The 18,433-nt window shown below is 56.5% G+C and carries 17 protein-coding genes; 7 read left to right on the top strand and 10 right to left on the bottom strand.

Annotated elements, in window-relative coordinates:
• Positions 1 to 89 precede the first annotated feature (89 nt).
• A complete protein-coding gene (gene rpsT / locus ES815_RS13185; RefSeq protein WP_012015991.1) occupies positions 90 to 353 on the top strand; it encodes a 30S ribosomal protein S20 in 264 nt (87 codons plus the stop codon).
• 57 nt (positions 354 to 410) lie between these two features.
• On the opposite strand, the gene nhaR is transcribed toward rpsT, so the two are convergent.
• From nhaR to dnaK, 4 genes are all read right to left on the bottom strand, one after another.
• The gene (gene nhaR / locus ES815_RS13180; RefSeq protein WP_142488185.1) at positions 411 to 1,310 is read right to left on the bottom strand and encodes a transcriptional activator NhaR; all 900 of its coding nucleotides are present in this window, start codon (positions 1,308 to 1,310) and stop codon (positions 411 to 413) included.
• A gap of 59 nt (positions 1,311 to 1,369) precedes the next feature.
• Positions 1,370 to 2,545: a Na+/H+ antiporter NhaA gene (gene nhaA / locus ES815_RS13175; protein WP_142488184.1), complete on the bottom strand. Its 1,176-nt coding sequence runs from the start codon at positions 2,543 to 2,545 to the stop codon at positions 1,370 to 1,372.
• Between the two features lie 172 nt (positions 2,546 to 2,717).
• A complete protein-coding gene (dnaJ, locus tag ES815_RS13170; protein WP_142488183.1) occupies positions 2,718 to 3,854 on the bottom strand; it encodes a molecular chaperone DnaJ in 1,137 nt (378 codons plus the stop codon).
• Between the two features lie 86 nt (positions 3,855 to 3,940).
• Positions 3,941 to 5,860: a molecular chaperone DnaK gene (dnaK, locus tag ES815_RS13165; protein ID WP_142488182.1), complete on the bottom strand. Its 1,920-nt coding sequence runs from the start codon at positions 5,858 to 5,860 to the stop codon at positions 3,941 to 3,943.
• A 296-nt stretch (positions 5,861 to 6,156) separates the two neighbouring features.
• Here dnaK and satP point away from each other — a divergent pair, with 296 nt between their 5' ends.
• The 4 genes from satP to ES815_RS13145 all read left to right on the top strand — a co-directional run bounded on the left by satP (position 6,157) and on the right by ES815_RS13145 (position 9,983).
• Positions 6,157 to 6,726 carry an acetate uptake transporter gene (gene satP, locus ES815_RS13160; RefSeq protein WP_142488181.1) on the top strand — a complete coding sequence of 190 codons (570 nt, stop codon included), beginning with the start codon at positions 6,157 to 6,159 and terminating at the stop codon, positions 6,724 to 6,726.
• Positions 6,727 to 6,981: 255 nt separating this feature from the next.
• On the top strand, positions 6,982 to 8,055 hold the full coding sequence (locus ES815_RS13155; protein ID WP_142488180.1) for a FecCD family ABC transporter permease: 1,074 nt from the start codon (positions 6,982 to 6,984) through the stop codon (positions 8,053 to 8,055).
• Positions 8,052 to 8,828: an ABC transporter ATP-binding protein gene (locus ES815_RS13150; protein ID WP_142488179.1), complete on the top strand. Its 777-nt coding sequence runs from the start codon at positions 8,052 to 8,054 to the stop codon at positions 8,826 to 8,828. Before ES815_RS13155 ends, ES815_RS13150 begins: the two co-directional genes overlap by 4 nt.
• An 18-nt stretch (positions 8,829 to 8,846) precedes the next feature.
• Complete coding sequence (locus tag ES815_RS13145; protein WP_142488178.1) at positions 8,847 to 9,983, top strand: ABC transporter substrate-binding protein; 1,137 nt, start codon at positions 8,847 to 8,849, stop codon at positions 9,981 to 9,983.
• A gap of 33 nt (positions 9,984 to 10,016) precedes the next feature.
• Here the strand turns inward: ES815_RS13145 and ES815_RS13140 are convergent, their stop codons facing one another.
• The 3 genes from ES815_RS13140 to tal form a co-directional block, all read right to left on the bottom strand.
• Positions 10,017 to 11,306: an MFS transporter gene (locus ES815_RS13140; protein ID WP_142488177.1), complete on the bottom strand. Its 1,290-nt coding sequence runs from the start codon at positions 11,304 to 11,306 to the stop codon at positions 10,017 to 10,019.
• Between the two features lie 123 nt (positions 11,307 to 11,429).
• Positions 11,430 to 12,017 (bottom strand): molybdopterin adenylyltransferase, encoded by a 588-nt coding sequence (mog, locus tag ES815_RS13135; protein ID WP_077227125.1) that lies wholly within the window; start codon positions 12,015 to 12,017, stop codon positions 11,430 to 11,432.
• A 110-nt stretch (positions 12,018 to 12,127) separates the two neighbouring features.
• Complete coding sequence (tal, locus tag ES815_RS13130; RefSeq protein ID WP_142488176.1) at positions 12,128 to 13,081, bottom strand: transaldolase; 954 nt, start codon at positions 13,079 to 13,081, stop codon at positions 12,128 to 12,130.
• A gap of 261 nt (positions 13,082 to 13,342) precedes the next feature.
• Between tal and ES815_RS13125 the strand changes: the two genes are divergently transcribed.
• Together ES815_RS13125 and yaaA are read left to right on the top strand one after the other, a co-directional pair.
• Complete coding sequence (locus tag ES815_RS13125; protein WP_142488175.1) at positions 13,343 to 14,773, top strand: alanine/glycine:cation symporter family protein; 1,431 nt, start codon at positions 13,343 to 13,345, stop codon at positions 14,771 to 14,773.
• Between the two features lie 66 nt (positions 14,774 to 14,839).
• Positions 14,840 to 15,613: a peroxide stress protein YaaA gene (gene yaaA, locus ES815_RS13120; protein WP_142488174.1), complete on the top strand. Its 774-nt coding sequence runs from the start codon at positions 14,840 to 14,842 to the stop codon at positions 15,611 to 15,613.
• A 30-nt stretch (positions 15,614 to 15,643) separates the two neighbouring features.
• Here yaaA and ES815_RS13115 read toward each other — a convergent pair whose 3' ends face one another.
• From ES815_RS13115 to thrB, 3 genes are all read right to left on the bottom strand, one after another.
• Entirely contained in the window at positions 15,644 to 15,931 is a 288-nt protein-coding gene (locus ES815_RS13115) for a DUF2502 domain-containing protein (RefSeq protein ID WP_142488173.1), read from the bottom strand.
• 282 nt (positions 15,932 to 16,213) lie between these two features.
• On the bottom strand, positions 16,214 to 17,500 hold the full coding sequence (gene thrC / locus ES815_RS13110; RefSeq protein ID WP_142488172.1) for a threonine synthase: 1,287 nt from the start codon (positions 17,498 to 17,500) through the stop codon (positions 16,214 to 16,216).
• 3 nt (positions 17,501 to 17,503) lie between these two features.
• The gene (gene thrB, locus ES815_RS13105) at positions 17,504 to 18,433 is read right to left on the bottom strand and encodes a homoserine kinase (protein ID WP_142488171.1); all 930 of its coding nucleotides are present in this window, start codon (positions 18,431 to 18,433) and stop codon (positions 17,504 to 17,506) included.

Here is an 18,433-nt window from a genome sequence, read left to right as displayed (position 1 = left end):
TTTGCACAAATCCATTGACAAAAGAAGGCAGAGAGGGCATATTCCTCGGCCTTTGAATTGTCCACATAGATCATATTTGGGAGTTGGACTTGGCTAATATCAAATCAGCTAAGAAACGTGCCGTTCAGTCTGAAAAGGCTCGTAAGCACAACGCAAGCCGTCGCTCTATGATGCGTACTTTCATCAAGAAAGTATACGCAGCAATCGAAGCTGGCGACAAAGCTGCAGCGCAGAACGCATTTAACGAAATGCAACCAATCGTGGATCGTCAGGCTGCTAAAGGTCTGATCCACAAAAACAAAGCAGCGCGTCATAAAGCAAACCTGACCGCGCAGATCAGCAAACTGGCTTAATCGCCACTTGTTGTTGCTTGTTTAAAGAACCCGCTTAACGCGGGTTTTTTTATGCCTTCAGATTGCCGGAGGCGTAAACAGCGCCGAGTAGTCACGGTTACAGATACGCTGCACCGCCGGATGCTGAATCATCCTTTCGGCAAATATCGCGTGATACTCCTCCATCACGTTATCCACCCTGCCAATCTCCGTAATCCTGATGTCCGAATAGAGATCCTGCGCGTAAAGCGTCGGGGCAACGAAGATCGCGTTATGCGCTTCGCCAAAGGCTTTCATCAGCGCGGCATCATCGAACTCACCCAGAATTTCCACTTTCAGCCCCTGCGAGTTAAACCAGTTCAGCAGCTTGCGTCCGAGCATGGAGCGTCTGCCTGGCACCAGCAGCCGGCGCTCCTCCAGGCAGGCCGGGAAAGGTTTTTCCGGCGGCGGGTTAATACACCAGAAGCTGACGCCACACTCGCCTATTTTCACCGAGAACAGCCCTTCCTGCTGGGTGGAGTCGATCGGGCAGTCGGAGATAATCATGTCCAGCTTGTGCTGACTCAGCTGCTCCAGCAGCATCTCGTGGGTGGATTCAAAACAGCGCAGGTGGATCTGTTCATCCTCAACCACCGCCGCATCCAGCACGCCGCTCACCAGCCGTTTTGACAGCGCATCCGCGACACCGACGTCAAAGAGCAGGTTCGACTCTTTGCGATAGTTGACGATATCGAGCATCTCCTGGCTCAGGGTGAACATTTTGTCGGCGTAGCGAAACACCAGCTCGCCAAGTTCGCTGGGTTCGATCCCCCTCCCCTTGCGCTTGAATAACTTCCCCTGCAGACGCTCTTCCAGGGCTTTGATCTGCCCGGTAATCGTCTGCGGCGTCAGGTAGAGCGCCTCTGCAGCGCCGACAACCGAGCCCTCTTTATAGACATGCCAGAAGTAGTACAGATGGTTGTAGTTAAGATGAGACATACGATCCTCGCTCCCTGATAGTGTTAGTGGGAGGGCGGCCTGTCCCTCCCAAAGTCCCGTTAAGCCGGATGCACCTGCCCCGACAATTTCATTTTCAGTAAGGCATAGCCAATAAACGCCGCCAGCAGCGAACCGACCAGGATACCCAGTTTAGCCCAGACGATAAGCTCCGGGGCATGCGGGCCAAACGCCAGCGTCGAGATAAAGATCGACATCGTAAAGCCAATCCCGCACAGCACGCCAACGGCCATGATCTGCCGCCAGGTAGTGCCATGTGGCAACGAGGCCAGCTTCAGTTTCAGCGCCAGCCAGCAGAAGAGGCTGATGCCCAGCGGCTTGCCGATAAACAGGCCGGCAATGATCCCCAGCGGTAACATTGAGGTCAGCCCACCGAAAGTCACCCCTTCAAGGGAGACGCCCGCGTTAGCAAAGGCAAACAGCGGCAGGATCATAAAGGCCACCCACGGATGCAGGACATGCTCTAACTGCTTCGCCGGAGATTTGCCTCCCTGCGCCTTCAGCGGCACGAAGAAGCCAATAATCACTCCCGCCAGGGTGGCATGTACGCCCGATTTCAGCACTGCCGTCCACAGAACCACTCCCACCAGCACATAGATGCCGATCCTACGGACATTGAAGATATTCAGCAGCGCCAGCGCCGCAATGGCCGCCGCCGCAACGCCCAGCGACAACACCGACAGCTCGCTGGTGTAGAACAGGGCAATAATGATAATCGCGCCCAGGTCATCGATGATCGCCAGCGCCATCAGGAAGATTTTAAGCGCCATCGGCACGCGGTTGCCCAACAGGGCCAGAACGCCCAGCGCAAAGGCAATGTCCGTCGCGGCCGGGATCGCCCAGCCGTGGCGGGCAACCGGATCCTGATAGTTAAAGGCCAGGTAGATCAACGCCGGTACGACCATCCCGCCGATAGCGGCAATCACCGGAAACGCAGCGCGCTGGCGGCTGGCCAGGGAGCCCTGTACCAGCTCACGCTTGACCTCCAGGCCTACCAGCAGGAAAAAGACCGCCATCAGCGCATCGTTGATCCACAGCAGCATGTTCTTGTTAATTTCCAGCACGCCGACGCGAAGTTCAACGGGAGTTTCCAGAAAAGCGTGATACAGGTCGCGGGTAGCGCCCAGGTTAGCCAGCAGCATTGCCAGCGCAGCGGCCAGAATAAGAATGATGCCACCGGAGGCCTCATTCTGGAAAAAACGGTGCAGAAGTTTCACTATTACTCTCTCTCTTTACGACAATCCCTCGATAAAACCATCATACTCGCGGCAATTAATCGGTAAAAGCAGGTTAATATTGAGTATGCACTCAGTTTTTTCGAGCTATCTTTTCAACCATAAAAAAGCCCGGAATCGCTTCCGGGCTTTGAGAATAACGTCAGCTCACCGATTAGCGAGTCAAATCGTCAAAGAATTTTTTCACGCCATCAAAGAAGCTTTTGGAGCGCGGGCTGTTGTTCTCACCCGTTGGGCCGCCGAAGCTCTCCTGCAACTCTCGCAGCAGCTGCTTCTGTTTTTCATTCAGGCCAACCGGGGTTTCAACTACCACACGACACAGCAGGTCGCCCTGCGCGCCGCCACGCACCGATTTAACGCCTTTACCGCGCATGCGGAACAGCTTGCCGGTCTGGGTTTCCCCAGGCACTTTCAGGTTTACGCGACCGTCAAGGGTTGGCACTTCGATTTCACCGCCCATCGCCGCCATCGCAAAGTTGATCGGCACTTCGCAGTACAGGTTGTTGCCTTCACGTTCGAAAATCGCGTGCTGCTTCACCTGCACCTGAACGTACAGATCGCCTGCCGGTGCGCCATGTTCACCCGCTTCGCCTTCGCCAGACAGACGAATACGATCGCCAGTATCCACCCCTGCCGGAATTTTAACGGACAGGGTTTTTGTCTTCTCAACGCGACCATGACCGTGGCACTTGTTGCACGGATCCTTGATCAGCGTACCGCGACCCTGACAGTGCGGACAGCTCTGCTGCACCGCAAAGAAGCCCTGACGCATCTGCACCTGGCCGGAACCGTGACAGGTAGGACAGGTCTGCGGCTTGGTACCCACTTTCGCGCCGCTGCCGTGGCAAATGTCGCACTCTTCGAGGGTTGGAATGCGGATCTCTTTCGTTACGCCGCGTACGGCCTCTTCCAGCGACAGCTCCATGTTGTAGCGCAGGTCTGCGCCACGGGCCGCACGCTGACGACCGCGGCCGCCGCCGAAGATGTCGCCAAAGACGTCACCAAAGATATCGCTGAAATCTGCGCCGCCGCCGCCAAATCCGCCGCCGCCGCCCATGCCGCCCTGTTCAAACGCAGCGTGGCCGTACTGATCGTAGGCCGCACGTTTCTGGGCATCGGTCAGGATTTCGTAGGCTTCTTTGATCTCTTTAAACTTGGCTTCGGCCTCTTTGTCACCCTGGTTGCGGTCCGGGTGAAATTTCATGGCCAGGCGCTTATACGCCTTTTTGATTTCACGCTCTTCCGCTGTTTTGGAAACGCCTAAAATCTCGTAATAGTCTTGCTTAGCCATCTTGTTTTATCTGCCCCTAACATGCGTGCACGGGCGGAGAGGAAACCTCTTCGCCCGTGCCAGTGTATTACCCGTTCAAAGGGCGATTATTTTTTGTCTTTCACTTCTTCAAACTCTGCGTCGACAACGTCGTCATCTTTCGCGTTGTTTGCAGAAGCGTCAGCACCCGCGCCAGCCTGCTGCTGTGCGTGTTGCTGCTGCGCGATCTCCATCAGCTTCTCGGAAACCTGAGCCAGCGCCTGCATTTTCGCTTCGATATCGGCTTTGTCTTCACCTTTCAGGGACGCTTCCAGCGCGCTCAGTGCAGACTCGATAGCGGTTTTGTCGTCAGCTGGCAGTTTGTCGCCGGCTTCTTCAACCTGCTTACGAGTGCTGTGCAGCAGATGGTCACCCTGGTTACGGGTCTGAACCAGCTCTTCGAACTTACGGTCAGACTCGGCGTTTGCTTCCGCTTCGCGAACCATTTTCTGGATCTCTTCTTCGTTCAGACCGGAAGAGGCCTTGATGGTGATTTTCTGCTCTTTACCGCTGTTTTTGTCCTTCGCGGAAACGTGCAGGATACCGTCAGCATCGATGTCGAAGGTAACTTCGATCTGTGGCATACCGCGTGGTGCCGGGCTGATACCATCGAGGTTAAACTGACCCAGATCTTTGTTATCTGCGGCACGTTTACGCTCACCCTGCAGCACATGGATGGTTACCGCAGACTGGTTGTCTTCAGCGGTAGAGAACACCTGGCTGTGCTTGGTAGGGATGGTGGTGTTTTTGGCGATCAGCGCCGTCATCACACCGCCCATGGTTTCGATACCCAGAGACAGCGGGGTAACGTCCAGCAGCAGTACGTCTTTAACTTCACCAGTCAGCACGCCACCCTGAACGGCAGCACCGATAGCAACGGCTTCGTCCGGGTTAACGTCTTTACGCGGCTCTTTACCAAAGAATTCAGCCACTTTCTTCTGAACCATTGGCATACGGGTTTGACCACCCACCAGGATAACGTCCTGGATTTCGGAGACGGACAGACCCGCATCCTGCAGAGCAACTTTCAGCGGCTCGATGGAACGGTTAACCAGGTCTTCAACCAGGCTTTCCAGTTTCGCGCGAGTCACTTTGATGTTCATGTGTTTTGGACCGGTGGCATCTGCAGTGATATACGGCAGGTTCACGTCGGTCTGCTGCGCAGAAGAGAGCTCGATCTTCGCTTTTTCTGCGGCTTCTTTCAGGCGCTGCATTGCCAGCGGGTCGTTACGCAGGTCAATGCCCTGATCTTTCTTAAATTCGTCAACGAGGTAGTTGATCATACGGCTGTCAAAGTCTTCACCACCCAGGTGGGTATCACCGTTGGTCGCCAGAACTTCGAAGGTTTTTTCGCCGTCAACTTCGTCGATTTCGATAATAGAGATATCGAAAGTACCGCCACCGAGGTCGTATACCGCGATAGTACGGTTGCCGACTTCTTTATCCAGACCGTAGGCCAGCGCCGCTGCGGTTGGTTCGTTGATGATACGTTTGACTTCCAGACCCGCGATACGGCCCGCGTCTTTGGTTGCCTGACGCTGAGCATCGTTGAAGTATGCAGGAACGGTGATAACCGCTTCAGTTACCGCTTCACCCAGGTAATCTTCAGCCGTTTTCTTCATTTTCTTCAGCACTTCAGCAGAGATCTGCGGCGGTGCCATTTTCTGACCTTTAACGTCAATCCATGCGTCGCCGTTCTCGGCGCCGATGATTTTGTACGGCATGATGGCTTCATCACGCTGCACTTCTTCGTCCTGGAAGCGACGGCCAATCAGGCGTTTGATCGCAAACAGGGTGTTTTGCGGGTTTGTCACTGCCTGACGTTTAGCCGGCTGACCAACCAGAGTTTCACCATCCTGGGTATAAGCAATGATAGAAGGCGTGGTGCGATCGCCCTCGGCGTTCTCCAGCACACGTGCAGTAGTGCCATCCATAATCGCTACACAAGAGTTGGTAGTACCCAGGTCGATACCAATAATTTTACCCATCTAAACGTCTCCACTAAAAATTCAGTCAACATGTGGTTGTGTACCTGTAATAAGGGCAGAAGGTGCTTTTTCAACTGCCCAGATTTGAATTTTTTCAGGTCCACACACTGCGGTTGACTACAAGATGGGGTCGCAACGGCATGCATCAAGGGGGAAGGATAAAAAAATTTTTAATTTCACCCTGATTAGATCATAGACGGCGTTGATGGCGCCCATTATGATGCCGCGCCCCGCCAGGGAGAATTGGCGTGGGATTCACCATTTCACCATATTAATGATGATTTTTTTGAGGACTTATGGGCAACACTAAGTTGGCTAATCCGGCTCCGCTGGGCCTGATGGGTTTCGGCATGACCACCATTCTGCTGAACCTGCACAATATCGGGATGTTCCCGATGGACGGCATTATCCTGGCGATGGGCATTTTTTACGGCGGTATCGCACAGATCTTCGCGGGCCTGCTGGAATATAAGAAAGGCAATACCTTCGGTTTAACTGCATTCACCTCTTACGGCTCTTTCTGGCTGACCCTGGTCGCCATTCTGCTGATGCCGAAAATGGGTCTGACCGAAGCGGCGAACCCACAGTTCCTGGGCGTCTATCTGGGCCTGTGGGGCGTGTTCACGCTGTTCATGTTCTTCGGCACCCTGGTAGGTAACCGCGCGCTCCAGTTCGTGTTCCTGAGCCTGACCGTGCTGTTCGCCCTGCTGTGTGTGGGCCACCTGGTGGATAACGGCGAGTCCATTATCCACGTGGCGGGCTGGATTGGCCTGGTCTGCGGCGCCAGCGCCATCTATCTGGCGATGGGTGAAGTACTGAACGAGCAGTTCGATCGCACCATTCTGCCGATTGGTGAAAAACACTGATCCCCCTTCGTGCCCGCCCTGCGGGCGCGAAATCGTCTCCCCTGTGAATGCCCCTTCGCGTTTAAACCCGGTCAATTTTCAGCCACAACAGAAACGATGATTAAACGGGATGGCAATAATCACCTTATTCAATTGATAAGCATTATCATTGCGATTAGTGTGACCCGGCACATCCCGGATAATGGATATCAGGCAGTACCCGACATGGAACGCAAGGGGATGAAACGATTCTGTTGTGTTGCATAAGGTTAACTGATGAATTCCAGCCTTGCCGCCAGCGATCACACTGGCGAATCCATTATTGCGTCACATTACCGTAAGGTTCTCATCCGGCGCTTTGCCCTGGCAGGGGTGCTGTTCTTCTTTATTATTTGCTCCCTGATCCTCGATTTCACGCTTGGTCCGTCAGGCATCTCCGTTTCCACTCTCTGGCATACCTTAATCAACGCCGCCGCGGCCGACGCCGGGACGCGGGTGATCGTCTGGGAGCTACGGCTGCCGTTCGCCCTGATGGCCGTCGCCGTCGGCATGGCGCTGGGGCTGGCCGGGGCCGAGATGCAGACCATCCTCAATAACCCGCTCGCCAGCCCGTTTACACTTGGTGTCTCCTCTGCCGCCTCTTTTGGTGCCGCTCTGGCGATTGTGCTCGGTTTAGGCATTCCCGGCATTGCCGATAAGTGGTTCATTCCGGCGAATGCCTTTGTCTTCGCTCTGCTGGCCTGCTTTATTCTGGATGGCATCAGCCGCTGGACCCGCGTGGCGACCTCCGGCGTGGTGCTGTTTGGTATCGCCCTGGTCTTTACCTTTAACGCACTGATTTCCATCCTGCAGTTCGTTGCCAGCGAAGATACCCTGCAGGGGCTGGTCTTCTGGACGATGGGCAGCCTGGCGAGAGCCTCGTGGGATAAGCTGGCGATCCTGGCCGTGGCGCTGCTGATTATCGTGCCGCTGTCGCTGAAGAACGCCTGGAAATTGACGGCGTTACGTCTGGGTGAAGATCGTGCCGTCAGCTTTGGTATCAACGTGAAAAAGCTACGCCTGTCGACGCTGTTACGCATCAGTATTATCTCGGCCCTGACGGTCGCCTTTGTCGGCCCGGTCGGCTTTATCGGCCTGGTGGCACCGCATATCGCCCGCATGATGTTTGGCGAGGATCACCGGTTTTATCTGCCCGGCAGCATGCTGATTGGCGCGCTGGTGCTCTCCCTGGCCTCGGTATTTTCCAAGAACATCGTTCCCGGCGTCATTATTCCCGTGGGTATCGTCACCTCGCTGGTGGGCGTGCCGTTCTTCCTCAGCATTATTATCCGTAACAGGGGGAACGTATGACCGAGGGCCTGCGCGTCCGCGATCTGCACACCGGCTATCGCAAGAAAAAGATCATCAGTGGGCTGAACACCCCATTACTCCCTCGCGGGCAGATCACCGCCCTGCTGGGGCCGAACGGCTCGGGGAAATCCACCCTGCTGCGCGCTCTGGCTGACCTCAACCCCGCCCAGGGAGCGTTACAGCTCAACGGCGAAGATCTGATGACCTTGCCCGCGGCAAAACGCGCGCAGAAGGTAGTTTATCTGCCGCAATCATTGCCGCAGGGGGTACATCTGCATGCCCTGGAGTCGGTCATCGTCGCCCGCCGGGCCAGCGGCAGCCCTTCTGGTCGCAATGTCGAACAGGAAGCGTATTCCATTCTGGAAAAACTGGGCGTCGCCCATCTGGCGATGAGCTTTCTCGACCAACTCTCCGGCGGACAAAAACAGCTGATTGGCCTTGCCCAGTCCCTCATCCGCGAGCCGGATCTGCTGCTGCTGGATGAGCCCTTAAGCGCGCTCGACCTCAACTACCAGTTCCATGTGATGGATATCGTCGCCCGCGAAACGCGGCTGCGCAATATCGTCACCGTCGTGGTGATCCACGACATCAACATTGCCCTGCGCCATGCGAATTTTGCCCTGATGCTGAAAGGCGGCGAGCTGATTGCCAGCGGTCTGCCGGGTGAGGTTGTCACCCCCGCCAATCTGGCGACGGTATACGGCGTGGATGGCCGGGTTGAATACTGTTCCCGTGGGCTGCCGCATGTGGTGGTCGACGGGTTAACGCCATAAGAAGAAGACGGGGAAAACATGACGCTGAAAAAACTCATTGCCGCCGCAGGCGGCCTGGCACTGTTACTTTCACCTTTACTCACCCAGGCACAGAGCTGGCCGGTGACGGTGAAGGATCTGGATAACCGCACGGTCACTGTTGAACACAAGCCGCAGCGCATCATTCTGCAGGACGGACGCGACATCTTCGCTCTGGCCCTGCTGGAGCGTGATAACCCCTTCTCCAGAGTAGTAGCGTGGAACAACCTGCCGAAGAAGCAGGACACCGAAACCTGGAACGTCCTGAAGCGCAAATGGCCGGAAGCGGAGACGATCCTCGACATGAAGTTTTCCGACCAGGGAAATGTCGATCTCGAAACGGTGATCTCCCGCCAGCCCGATCTGATGATTGCCCAGCTTCGCGCTAAGCCGTCGCTGGTGCAGACAGGCGTCCTGGCGCAGCTCGAAGCCCTGCATATTCCGGTTGTCTTCGTGGATTACGAACTGCACCCGGTGGAGAACACCCTGCCGAGCATTGCCCTGCTGGGTAAAGTCATGGGCCAGACCGATCGTGCGCAGGCCTATATCGATTTCTATCAGCAGCGTCTGGATACGATCCACCAGCGTCTGGCAACGACCAGCAAAAAACCGCTGGTCTTTATCGAACCGATTGCCGGTGTGGGCGGGCTGGATAACGGCTGCTGCTTCACCCACGCGCGTAACGGCTGGGGTGGGCTGGTCGAAGCCGCAGGCGGGACTAATATCGGTTCGCAGCTGCTGCCGGGGGCAACCGGGAATATCGCGGTGGAGAAGATTATCTCCCTCAATCCGGATTACTACCTGATGACCGGCTCAAAACGCCCGGGCAAAGGCACGGCGATCATCCCGTTTGGCTATAACGTCCCGGCAAATGATGTCAGCGCAGCCTTTACTGCCCTGCTGACGCGTCAGGGCGTCGCCAGTATTCCGGCCGTCGCGCAAGGCCACACCGGGGCGCTCTATCACCACTTCTACAACAACCCGTACAACATCGTCGCCATTGAGATGCTGAGCAAAATCTTCTACCCGACGCTGTTTAAGGATGTGGATCCGCTGGCGGACTACCACGCCATTATCAAAAACTTTACCCACATTCCGGATGACAATATCGTCCTGAGCTTTACCCCGTCGCACTAACAAAAAGGCCGGGCACATTGCCCGGCCTTGTCTTTATCCGGCGAGGACCGGCGCTTCTACGGGCTTCTGGCGCAGCCAGAGGCCTAACCCCAGGCCCATCAGCGAGAGCGCCAGCACGTACCAGGCCGGGGCCATTGGCGACACCCCCATCAGCAGGGTAACCGCAATCGGCGTCAGCCCGCCGAAGATGGCGTAGGAGACGTTATACGAGAAGGAGATCCCGGTGAAGCGCACTTCCGGCGGGAAGGCGCGGACCATCACGTACGGCACGGCCCCCACCACGCCGACGCACAGCCCGACCATGCCGTACAGCAGGAACAGCTGCTCAGGATGGCTGCCCGCCAGGTGATAAAATGCCCAGCTCGCCCCGGCAAGAAGCAGGCTGCCGATGATAAAGGTCAGGCTGGAACCGATACGATCCACCGCCAGCCCGGCAATCAGGCAGCCGAAGCACAGCATAATGGTCGCGATGCTGTTGGCCTGCAGCGTTACCGCCGGGGCAAAGCCGTACTGTTTTTGCAGCCAGACCGGCGACATCAAAATCACCACCACGATGCCCGCCGACAGCAGCCAGGTGAGCAGCATTGACACCACCACCGCTTTTCTGTGTCTTACCACCACCGCTTTGACCGGCAGCTCCTGCGCCAGCGCCTTGCGCTGCTGCATTTCAAGGAAGACCGGCGTCTCCTGCAGCCAGCGGCGCAGATACATCGCCACCAGACCAAAGGCACCGCCCAGCAGGAACGGAATACGCCAGCCCCAGTCGTGCACCGCCTGTTGGGTCATGCTGGTGTTCACCAGCGTCGCCACAACCGAGCCCAGCAGAATACCGACCGTCAGCCCTGCGGTCAGCGTGCCGCAGGCAATGCCGATCCGCCGGGCCGGAACATGTTCCGCCACAAAGACCCAGGCGCCAGGTACTTCCCCGCCAATCGCCGCCCCCTGCAGGATCCGCATCAGCAGCAGCAATACCGGGGCAATAATTCCCATCGATGCATAGGTCGGCAGCAGGCCGATAGCCAGGGTCGGAACGGCCATCAGCAGAATGCTGAGGGTGAACATCTTTTTGCGTCCCACCAGGTCGCCGAAGTGGGCCATCACGATGCCGCCCAGCGGACGCGCCAGATACCCGGCGGCAAAAATGCCAAAGGTCTGCACCTGACGCAGCCATTCAGGGATATCAGCCGGGAAGAACAGCGCCCCGACGACAGCCGCGAAAAAGACGAAAATAATGAAGTCATAAAACTCCAGCGCGCCGCCGAGTGCGGCCAGCGTGAGAGTCTTATAATCCTGACGATTGAGAGGCCGGTTGTAATGTGACATAGCGAACCATTATGGGCTGAATTGTTGAGTTATATTTACAGCTATCGTAAAGAAAAAATTACTATACCGTAAATCAATTAGCCCGCTACTTCCGTTACAGCTTATGTCACATTATTGTTAATTTCAGGAGATTGTTTCACGTCTCGCGCTTTTCGGGCGAAAAGCTGCTACCACCTGCGGATCGGTTTCGACGTAAGGCCCCTCAAGAAGCTGTACACAATAAGGTACACTGGCGAAGATACCTGCGACCACCACCTTACCGTCGGCCTCTTTCACCCCTTCCAGCGTCTCTTTAATCGACTTTGGCTGGCCCGGTAAATTGAGGATCAGCGCCTGCTTGCGGATCACCCCCACCTGACGGGAGAGGATCGCCGTCGGCACAAAGTGCAGACTGATCTGGCGCATCTGTTCGCCAAAGCCCGGCATTTCACGATCGGCGATGGCGAGAGTCGCATCCGGCGTCACGTCGCGACGTGCCGGACCGGTACCGCCGGTAGTCAGCACCAGGTGGCAGCTCATTTCATCAACCAGTTCACACAAGGTTTGCTCGATGATCGCCTGTTCATCGGGGATCAGGCGGGTTTGCACTTCAAAAGGGGTGGTCAGGGCAGAAGCCAGCCAGGCTTCCAGCGCGGGGATGCCTTTATCTTCATAGACACCGCTGGAGGCGCGATCTGAGACGGAAACTAAGCCAATGCGTAAGGTATTCATATCCATTCCATTCAAACAATACAGATTGAGGGAATGATACACGCAGCAGGAGGATTCAGACAGGGAACAAGAGAAGTAGCGTGACCGGAGGCCCGGTCACGCGGGAATGATTACAGTAGTTCGCCGATCATTTTTTCCAGTTTTTCCTGGTCGATAGCAAACTTACGGATACCGTCCGCCAGTTTGTCTACCGCCATTGGATCCTGGTTGTGCTGCCACAGGAATTCGGATTCAGTGATGCGCTCAGGACGGGCTTTCACTTCGCCGCTGAAGCTCAGCTTACGCTCGATCGCGCCTTCGCTTTCTGCCAGCTCTTTCAGCAGCGCAGGTGCGATGGTCAGGCGGTCACAGCCAGCCAGCTCCAGGATTTCGCCCACGTTACGGAAGCTTGCGCCCATCACCACGGTTTCATAGCCGTGCTGTTTGTAGTACTCGTAAATCTCGGTAACGGAAACCACGCCCGGATCTTCAGACGCCGCGTACTCTTTCTTGTCGGTATTGGATTTGTACCAGTCCAGAATACGGCCAACGAATGGAGAGATCAGGAACACGCCCGCTTCTGCACAGGCACGCGCCTGAGCGAAGGAGAACAGCAGGGTCAGGTTACAGTTGATGCCCTCTTTTTCCAGCTGTTCTGCAGCGCGGATGCCCTGCCAGGTGGAAGCCAGTTTGATCAGGATACGGTCGTTGCTGATGCCAGCATCGTTGTACAGCTTGATCAGGCGTTTGGCTTTGGCGATGGACGCTTCGGTGTCGTAGGACAGACGCGCATCCACTTCAGTCGAGATACGGCCCGGAACCAGCTTCAGAATTTCCAGACCAATGTTAACGGCCAGCTTGTCGGTAGCATCCACTACCTGCTGTGCACGATCGCTGCTCTGGCTTTTCGCCCAGGCAACGGCGTCGTCGATCAGTTTGCGGTATTCAGGGATCTGTGCAGCGTTAAGGATCAGAGAAGGGTTCGTTGTGGCATCCTGCGGCTGGTACAACTTCATTGCCGCGATATCTCCGGTGTCAGCGACAACAGTCGTGAACTGACGAAGGGAGGTTAATTTATCCGTCATGATAGTGTTTCTCTTTAACTTGCCCTGGATCATTCGCGTTACCAGCAGGATGCCAGAAACGGAAAAATGACAGGTTTACTTGTTAGGGGGATGTAACCGGTCTGCCCTGATGATAACACGACGGAAGGTCAGCGCAACCGCAGACAATGCGCTGAAGGATCCTGTGATAAACTTGGCAAAATTCCGCACTGCTAATTACCTGTTTACTCACTCATTAGTAGCGATTACCTATGCACTTTGGCATCAACAAGAGGGACGTTAATGCCTGATTATCTGTCGTTTATTAATGAAATCCTGTGGGGTTCGGTGATGATTTACCTGCTGTTTGCGGCAGGTATCTGGTTCACTTTTCGCTGCGGTTTTATTCAGTTTCGCTCTATTCCCCAGCTGCGCAATAATCTGAAAAACAGCCTGAGCCCCCAGCCGGGAGGTTTAACCTCGTTCCAGGCGCTCTGTACCAGCCTGGCGGCCCGGGTCGGCAGCGGTAACCTGGCCGGGGTCGCGCTGGCGATCTCGGCGGGCGGACCGGGGGCCATCTTCTGGATGTGGATGACCGCCATCATCGGCATGGCCACCTCCTTTGCCGAGTGTTCGCTGGCCCAGCTGTATAAGGAAGCGGATAAACAGGGGCAGTTTCGCGGCGGCCCGGCCTGGTATATGGCCCGCGGCCTCGGTATGCGCTGGATGGGCGTGCTGTTTTCTCTCTTTTTACTCGTCGCCTACGGTCTGATCTTTAATACCGTTCAGGCCCACTCCGTTGCCCACGCCCTGCGTTTCGCCTTCAACTGTCCGGAATTTATCACCGGCGGCGTGATGGCGCTGTTCACGCTGGTGGTGATCCTCACCGGCATCAAAGGCGTTGCCCGGCTGATGCAGTGGATGGTGCCGGTGATGGCGCTGCTGTGGGTGATCGCCAGCATGGTGGTCTGTGCCTGGCATGCCGACCAGCTACCGGCGGTCTTTACCCTGATCGTAAAAAGCGCCTTTGGCTGGCGTGAAGCCGCCGCAGGTGCGCTGGGCTATACCCTGAGCCAGGCCCTGACGGCCGGTTTTCAGCGCGGAATGTTTTCCAACGAAGCGGGCATGGGGTCAACTCCCAATGCCGCTGCTGCCGCAGCCTCCTGGCCCCCTCACCCGGCCTCCCAAGGGATCGTGCAGATGATTGGCGTCTTCGTTGATACCATCATCATCTGTACCGCCAGCGCGATGATCGTGCTGTTGGCAGGGCCGGTGGATCTCCCGGCCAATACCGCAGGCGTGCAGCTGATTCAACAGGCGCTGGTCAATCTCACCGGAAGCTGGGGTGCCGACTTCGTGGCCTTTATCATCCTTTTGTTCGCTTTCAGCTCCATCGTGGTGAACTACATCTATGCCGAAAACAACCTGATCTTTTTGCATCCCGATGCCCGGAAATCCCGCTGGCTGTTACGGGGTGGCGTAGTGCTGATGGTGCTGCTCGGCTCCCTGTTAAGCCTGCCAGTGGTCTGGCAGCTGGCGGATATCATTATGGCGCTGATGGCAATCACTAACCTGACGGCGATCCTGCTGCTCTCCCCGGTCATTACGCTGATTGCCCGGGATTACCTGCGCCAGCGGAAGCTGGGGGTCCAGCCTGTTTTTGATGTCTCGCGTTATCCCGAGATCGCTTCGCAACTGGCCCCTGGCGCCTGGGATGATTTGCCGCGTCAATAACAGCCATCGATCAATCGAGGCGGTTTTTTTGTTAAAATCGCACCAAATCTCCTGCAAGGACTGGATATGCTGATTCTGATTTCACCTGCTAAAACGCTCGACTACCAGAGCCCACTCGCCACCGAGCGTTATACCCAGCCTGAACTGCTGGATCACTCGCAACAGCTGATCCGCGAGGCACGCAAGCTTTCAGCGCCGCAAATTGCAACCCTGATGAGCATCAGCGACAAGCTGGCGGATCTTAATACCACCCGCTTCCACGACTGGCAGCCGGATTTCACGCCTTCGAACGCACGCCAGGCGATTCTGGCCTTCAAAGGCGACGTCTATACCGGCCTGCAGGCGGAAACCTTCAGCGAGGCTGACTTTGATTTTGCCCAACAGCATTTACGCATGCTCTCCGGCCTGTACGGTGTGCTGCGTCCGCTGGATTTGATGCAACCCTACCGTCTGGAGATGGGGATCCGTCTGGAGAACGCGAAAGGCAAAGATCTCTATCACTTCTGGGGCGAGACCATCACCAACACGCTGAACGATGCATTGCAGGCGCAGGGCGACAATGTCCTGATCAACCTGGCGTCGGATGAGTACTACAAATCGGTAAAACCGAAAAAGCTGAACGCGGAGATCGTTAAGCCGGTGTTCCTCGATGAGAAGAACGGCAAGTTCAAAGTGATCAGCTTCTACGCCAAAAAAGCGCGCGGACTGATGAGCCGTTACATCATTGAAAATCGTCTGACGCAGCCAGAGCAGCTGAAGGCATTTAACAGCGAAGGCTATTTCTTTGACGAGGAAGCGTCAGGGAAAGGTGAGCTGGTGTTTAAGCGCCACGAGCAGTAATGCAAAACCCCGCCGGTTGGCGGGGTGAGTTTAATGATGTTTCCGGTCCGGCCCGGGACGATGGTCATCATGACGATCGTGATGGCGATTATCATGATGCTCGCCATGCGGACGCCAGCGGTTGTCGCGCCACTCGTAGTGAGACTTCCACCAGTCATTGTCACGCCAGCGGCCGCCATCCCAGTGATGGCCCCGATTATCCCGATCGCCAATCTGCAGTTTGACCGCCGGTACCAGGGTGATCTCAGCGGCCTGAACCGCCATCGGAGCCACCAGCATCAGCGAAAGTGCGATAAGTGCAGGTTTCAGTTTAGACATAGGTTACTCCTTATTATTCTTGCCCGATGTGGGCCGATGTAAGGAGATTACGTGAGGGGCGGGGAGGATGTTATTCTCTGCAATCCTATTCTGTAAGTGACCGCATTTATTGGGAATTTCTGCTTTTTCCCTGCTAGTTTTCTCCTTAATTTCTCCATAAAAAAGCCGGGTGGCGATGGCGCGCACCCGGGCTGGATTTTTGCCGGGCGGCGGCTTCGCCTTACCCGACCTACAAATGCTTTGCGTAAGCCCGGTAAGCGTAGCGCCACCGGGCAAACAGGCTTACCCGCGGGTCATCATCAACTGACGCAGCGCGGCGAAATCGGCCGGCAGGTTGTGCGACAGCAGCGGCAGATCGGCACGCTCGGCCAGCTCTTTGGGCATCGGCAGCGACTCACCGAGGATCTCGTCCACGCTCTCCTTAAACTTCGCCGGATGGGCGGTGCCGAGGAACAGGCCGTACTCGCCCGGGTTCAGCTGATCGCGCAGAGCGCGATACGCCACCGCCGCGTGCGGCTCGGAGGTGTAGCCCACCTGCTTCAGCTCACGCATGGTCTCTCTGGTAGTGTCGTCCGTTACCGCAGCATAGCCCAGCTCATTGAGACGCCAGATTTTACGGCGGAACAGCTCTTCCACGCGCGGCCAGTTGTTAGGCTGTGACACATCCATCGCATTGGACAGGGTGGCCTGCGTAGTGTTTGGCGTCCACTTGCCCTCTTTCAGGAAACGCGGCACCGTGTCGTTGGCATTGGTGGCAGCGATAAAGCGTTTCACCGGCAGGCCCAGTGACTTCGCCAGCAGGCCGGCAGTCAGGTCGCCAAAGTTGCCGCTCGGCACCGAGATCACCAGCTGGTTACGCGCTTCCTGCGGCAGCTGGGCTACCGCTTCGAAGTAGTAGCAAATCTGCGCCAGCAGGCGGCTGATGTTGATGGAGTTGGCGGAGTTAAGACCCAGCGCCACCTTCAGCTCTTCGTCGTCGAAGGCCTGTTTAACCAGCGCCTGGCAGGCATCGAAGTCCCCGTCGATGGCGACGGTTTCAATGTTGCCGCCGAGGGTACAGAACAGTTTTTCCTGCAGCGGGCTGATTTTTCCCTGCGGATAGAGGATCACCACGCGCACGTTTTTCAGGCCGTAGAAGGCATGCGCAACTGCCGCACCGGTATCGCCGGAGGTCGCGGTCAGAATGGTAACCGGCTTATCGCCGCTGATATGGGTCAGCATCTGCGCCATAAAGCGCCCGCCAAAATCTTTAAACGCCAGCGTCGGGCCGTGGAACAGCTCCAGACAGCCGACGTCCGGCTCAACCTGGCTTACCGGTGCCGGGAAAGCAAAGGCCGCGCGGACGCGCTCCTCCAGCAGCTCCTGCGGAATTTCGTCCCCGATAAACGCGGAGAGAATTTTGGTGCTGCGGGTAACGAAATCCTGTTTCAGCATCTCGTCGATTTCGGTCAGACCAAACTCCGGCAGGTCGTGCGGGAAGAACAGCCCCTGGTTTTTGCCCAGACCTTGTGTGACGGCCTGTGCAAAGCTCACCTGCTCGTTATGATCTTTAAGATTGTAGAGTTTCATTGTTTATCCCAGTACTCGTGCGCCGGCCGTATCCAGACGGCAAATATGAACAAAGCCTTCCTGATTTTGCAGGTAATTTTTCCCCAGCCACTCCGCGACCCGCTGCGCCGTATCCGGTTTGTCGCACAGGGCAAACAGGGTCGGACCGGAACCGGAAATACCGCAGGCCAGGGCGCCGATATCCAGCGCCGCGCTACGCGCTTCGTTGAAGCCAGGCAGCAGTTTGGTGCGGTATGGCTCGGCAATAACATCTTTCATCAGTTTTGCCGCCAGTAGCGGCTGACGGGTATAGCAGGCATGAATAAAGCCAGCCAGATGACGACCGTGCGCAATACAGTCCTGACGGCGGTACTGCGCTGGCAGTATGGCGCGCGCTTCGGCGGTCGACACTTTAATGCCCGGGTAGGCAAGCACCCACAGCCACTCGTCAAAGCCTGGCACCTGTTGGCTGATGATGCCGTTCTCTTCGATCATCAGCTGCATGCCGCCCAGGAAACAGGGGGCGACGTTATCGTAATGAATGCTGCCAGAGATGCGCCCTTCCAGCTCGCCCATCAGGGCCAGCAGGCGGGTGTTATTCAGCGGCTTGCCGCAGTGCTCGTTCATCGCCACCAGCGCGGCCACCACTGAACAGGCACTTGAGCCCAGCCCGGAGCCAATCGGCATGCTTTTTTCCAGGGTCATGGCAACCGGCACGTTTTTACCGATCTCCTGACAAAAACGCTCCCAGCACTGATAAACGATATTCTCACGCGGATCGGACGGCAGCTTGCTGGCGAAACGCCCGACGTTGCTCAGACTGAAACTGTCTGCGGCCTCAACCGTGACAGTATCCCCCAGCGATGAACCATCCACCGGCGTCACCGCCGCGCCCAGCACATCAAACCCGACGCTCATATTGGCGCTGGAAGCCGGGGCATAAACTTTAACCAT

Origin of the sequence: Leclercia adecarboxylata (assembly GCF_006874705.1) — a bacterium.
Lineage (GTDB): Bacteria > Pseudomonadota > Gammaproteobacteria > Enterobacterales > Enterobacteriaceae > Enterobacter > Enterobacter adecarboxylatus_C.
This window is presented reverse-complemented; position numbering and strand designations above follow the sequence as displayed.

Coding starts and splice junctions, on each gene's coding strand:
- nhaR (WP_142488185.1), bottom strand. CDS start 1,310: ATGTCTCATCTTAACTACAACCATCTGTACTACTTCTGGCATGTCTAT.
- dnaJ (WP_142488183.1), bottom strand. CDS start 3,854: ATGGCTAAGCAAGACTATTACGAGATTTTAGGCGTTTCCAAAACAGCG.
- dnaK (WP_142488182.1), bottom strand. CDS start 5,860: ATGGGTAAAATTATTGGTATCGACCTGGGTACTACCAACTCTTGTGTA.
- satP (WP_142488181.1), top strand. CDS start 6,157: ATGGGCAACACTAAGTTGGCTAATCCGGCTCCGCTGGGCCTGATGGGT.
- ES815_RS13155 (WP_142488180.1), top strand. CDS start 6,982: ATGAATTCCAGCCTTGCCGCCAGCGATCACACTGGCGAATCCATTATT.
- ES815_RS13150 (WP_142488179.1), top strand. CDS start 8,052: ATGACCGAGGGCCTGCGCGTCCGCGATCTGCACACCGGCTATCGCAAG.
- ES815_RS13145 (WP_142488178.1), top strand. CDS start 8,847: ATGACGCTGAAAAAACTCATTGCCGCCGCAGGCGGCCTGGCACTGTTA.
- ES815_RS13140 (WP_142488177.1), bottom strand. CDS start 11,306: ATGTCACATTACAACCGGCCTCTCAATCGTCAGGATTATAAGACTCTC.
- mog (WP_077227125.1), bottom strand. CDS start 12,017: ATGAATACCTTACGCATTGGCTTAGTTTCCGTCTCAGATCGCGCCTCC.
- tal (WP_142488176.1), bottom strand. CDS start 13,081: ATGACGGATAAATTAACCTCCCTTCGTCAGTTCACGACTGTTGTCGCT.
- ES815_RS13125 (WP_142488175.1), top strand. CDS start 13,343: ATGCCTGATTATCTGTCGTTTATTAATGAAATCCTGTGGGGTTCGGTG.
- yaaA (WP_142488174.1), top strand. CDS start 14,840: ATGCTGATTCTGATTTCACCTGCTAAAACGCTCGACTACCAGAGCCCA.
- ES815_RS13115 (WP_142488173.1), bottom strand. CDS start 15,931: ATGTCTAAACTGAAACCTGCACTTATCGCACTTTCGCTGATGCTGGTG.
- thrC (WP_142488172.1), bottom strand. CDS start 17,500: ATGAAACTCTACAATCTTAAAGATCATAACGAGCAGGTGAGCTTTGCA.
- thrB (WP_142488171.1), bottom strand. CDS start 18,433: ATGGTTAAAGTTTATGCCCCGGCTTCCAGCGCCAATATGAGCGTCGGG.